The sequence below is a fragment of the Mesorhizobium sp. M6A.T.Cr.TU.017.01.1.1 genome, assembly GCF_004023115.1.
In the GTDB taxonomy this organism is placed as follows: Bacteria; Pseudomonadota; Alphaproteobacteria; order Rhizobiales; family Rhizobiaceae; genus Mesorhizobium; species Mesorhizobium mediterraneum.
Genome location: NZ_RZTA01000227.1, coordinates 1 through 3,266 on the forward strand (window position 1 = coordinate 1; position 3,266 = coordinate 3,266).

Consider the following 3,266-nt stretch of genomic DNA (forward strand, 5'->3'; position numbering starts at 1 on the left):
CCTCAAGGGGGAGGGAAGGCGCCAAGGCGAAAAAAATCCCCGAGCGCTCCTCCTCCCCCGGCCGCACGGCGCGAGGAACCTCGATGGGCGGCGCGGCTTCGGCCAGGGAGCGCACCGCGGCCGGCCTCAATCCGGTCGCCGGCCTCGATGTTTCGCTGGAGGAAGCCGAGACGATGGCCTCCGGCGGTGTCACCGCCACTGTCGCCGCGCTGTCGGCGCTGATCGAATCCGGCAACCCGCTGCACAAGGACGGCGTGCTGTGGACACCGCACCGCCCGGCCCGGCCCGAAAAATCCGAAGGCGGCATCGCCATCAAGATGGTGTCGGATTTCGAGCCGGCCGGCGACCAGCCGACGGCGATCAAGGATCTTGTCGAAGGCGTCAACGACAATGACCGCACCCAGGTGCTGCTCGGCGTCACCGGCTCGGGAAAAACCTTCACCATGGCCAAGGTGATCGAGGAGACGCAGCGTCCTGCTCTGATCCTCGCCCCCAACAAGACGCTGGCCGCACAGCTCTATTCCGAGTTCAAGAAATTCTTCCCGGAAAACGCCGTCGAGTATTTCGTCTCCTACTACGACTACTACCAGCCGGAAGCCTATGTGCCTCGGACGGATACCTTCATCGAGAAGGAATCGTCGATCAACGAACAGATCGACCGCATGCGCCACTCGGCGACGCGCTCGCTGCTGGAGCGCGACGACGTCATCATCGTCGCCTCGGTGTCCTGCATCTACGGTATCGGCTCGGTCGAGACCTATACGGCGATGACCTTTCAGATGCAGATCGGCGACCGGCTCGACCAGCGGGCGCTGCTCGCCGACCTCGTCGCTCAGCAATACAAGCGTCAGGATATCAACTTCGTCCGCGGCTCGTTCCGCGTGCGCGGTGACACGATCGAGATTTTTCCGGCTCACCTTGAGGATCGCGCATGGCGCATTTCGCTGTTCGGCGACGAGATCGAGGCGATCACTGAGTTCGACCCGCTGACCGGCCAGAAGACCGGCGAGTTGAAGAGCGTCAAGATCTACGCCAATTCGCACTATGTCACGCCGCGCCCGACCCTCAATCAGGCCATCAAGTCGATCAAGGAAGAGCTCAAGCACCGGCTGGTCGAACTCGAACGGTCCGGTCGCTTGCTCGAGGCGCAGCGGCTGGAGCAGCGCTGCCGCTTCGATCTGGAGATGCTGGAAGCGACCGGCTCCTGCGCCGGCATCGAGAACTATTCGCGCTATCTCACCGGCCGCCAGCCGGGCGATCCGCCGCCGACCCTGTTCGAATACATTCCTGACAATGCGCTGGTCTTCATCGACGAAAGCCATGTCACCGTGCCGCAGATCGGCGGCATGTATCGCGGCGACTTTCGCCGCAAGGCGACGCTGGCCGAATACGGCTTCCGTCTGCCGTCCTGCATGGACAACCGGCCGCTGCGCTTTGAGGAGTGGGACGCCATGCGCCCGCTCTCCGTCGCGGTTTCGGCGACGCCCGGCGGCTGGGAAATGGAGCAGTCCGGTGGCGTCTTCGCCGAGCAGGTCATCCGCCCGACCGGCCTGATCGATCCGCCGGTCGAGGTGCGTCCGGCCAAGACCCAGGTCGACGACGTCGTCGGCGAAATCCGCGACACGACAAAAGCCGGCTACCGCACGCTGGTCACAGTGCTGACCAAGCGCATGGCCGAGGACCTCACCGAATATCTGCACGAGCAGGGCATCCGCGTCCGCTACATGCACTCCGACATCGACACGCTGGAGCGCATCGAGATCCTGCGCGACTTGCGCCTCGGCGCCTTCGACGTGCTGGTCGGCATCAACCTTTTGCGCGAAGGCCTCGACATCCCGGAATGTGGTTTCGTCGCCATTCTCGATGCCGACAAGGAGGGCTTCCTGCGCTCGGAAACCTCGCTGATCCAGACCATCGGCCGCGCCGCCAGAAACGTCGACGGCAAGGTCATCCTCTACGCCGACCAGGTCACCGGCTCGATGGAGCGGGCGATGGCGGAAACCAACCGCCGTCGCGAAAAGCAGATGGAGTGGAACGCGGCCAACGGCATCACCCCGGAATCGGTCAAGTCGCGCATCTCCGACATCCTGGACTCGGTCTACGAGAAGGATCATGTCCGCGCCGACATCTCGCAGTTCACCGACAGCGCCGGCGCGATGATGGGCAACAACCTGAAAGCCCATCTCGACGCGATGGACAAGCAGATGCGCGACGCCGCCGCCAATCTCGACTTCGAGAAGGCGGCCCGCATCCGCGACGAGATCAAGCGACTGCGCGAGATGGAGCTGTCCATCTCCGACGATCCGCTGGCCAAATATGCCGACATGGAAAGCCCGGTTTCGGGCCGCGAGAAGGGCAAGCACAACAAGGGCGTGGCCAAACATCGTACATCAGAGGAACAAGAGCGTTTCCGCAAACTGGACGCGGCACGTGCCGCCGAAGAGGCGGCCAAGGCTGCCCGGCCCAACCTCTTCCGCAAGCCGGAGCTCGACGAAATGGGCGCTGACGGCGCTGTGCCGGTGAAGAAGCCGTTGTTCGCCAAGCCGTCGCTGGACGATATGGGGCCTGGCACCGACATGCCGAAGCCGTCAGGCGCGGTGTCGCGTTCGCTGTTCAAGAAGCAGTCGGCGCAGGAGGCGCACGGCTCGGATTTCGGTATACCGGGTGAACCGACCAAGCCGCTGTTCAAGAAGAACTCGCTGGACGAGATGACAGTGCGCCGCACCGAAAAGCCGGTCGAGGGAAAAGTGCCGGCCAAGCCACAACCGATCTCCCCCCAAGTGGGGGGCGATTCCGCCAAGCCGATCGTTCGCCAGCGCGCTGGCATCGGTTCCTACGAAGACCCCGCCGACGCCCGCCGCGAAAAACGCCGGCCGGGCAAGACAGGGCGGCCGGGAAAGTAGCGCCTTCCCTTCTCCCCCTGTGGGAGAAGGTGGATCGGCGCGCAGCGCCGAGACGGTTGAGGGGTGTTCCAGCGGAGTGAGACGTTTGCGTTCCCTGGAACACCCCTTATCCGACCTCGCTTTGCGAGGCCACCTTCTCCCACAAGGAGGGCTTTGCACGGGGAGCGAAGTGGATTTCGGTGGTCAGTGAGGGCCTTTTTGAAGGCCGGCAGAGCGGTTTTCCGCGGCCCTTGCGGGGCCTTTGTCGGTTTAGGCAGCCATCCTGCCGGATTGTGGACGCACTCCTCCCTCATGTCCGCCTCTCATCGGGTGGATAGAGGACGCCAATCATGGTGCGCAGATTGTAAGCGCAGGCGGCCAGTA

The 3,266-nt window shown here is 63.9% G+C and carries 1 protein-coding gene; it reads left to right on the plus strand.

From position 1 onward, the window contains the following. Nucleotides 1–35 precede the first annotated feature (35 nt). On the plus strand, nt 36–2,903 hold the full coding sequence (gene uvrB, locus EOB36_RS33405; RefSeq protein WP_281035506.1) for an excinuclease ABC subunit UvrB: 2,868 nt from the start codon (nt 36–38) through the stop codon (nt 2,901–2,903). Nucleotides 2,904–3,266: the final 363 nt, after the last annotated feature.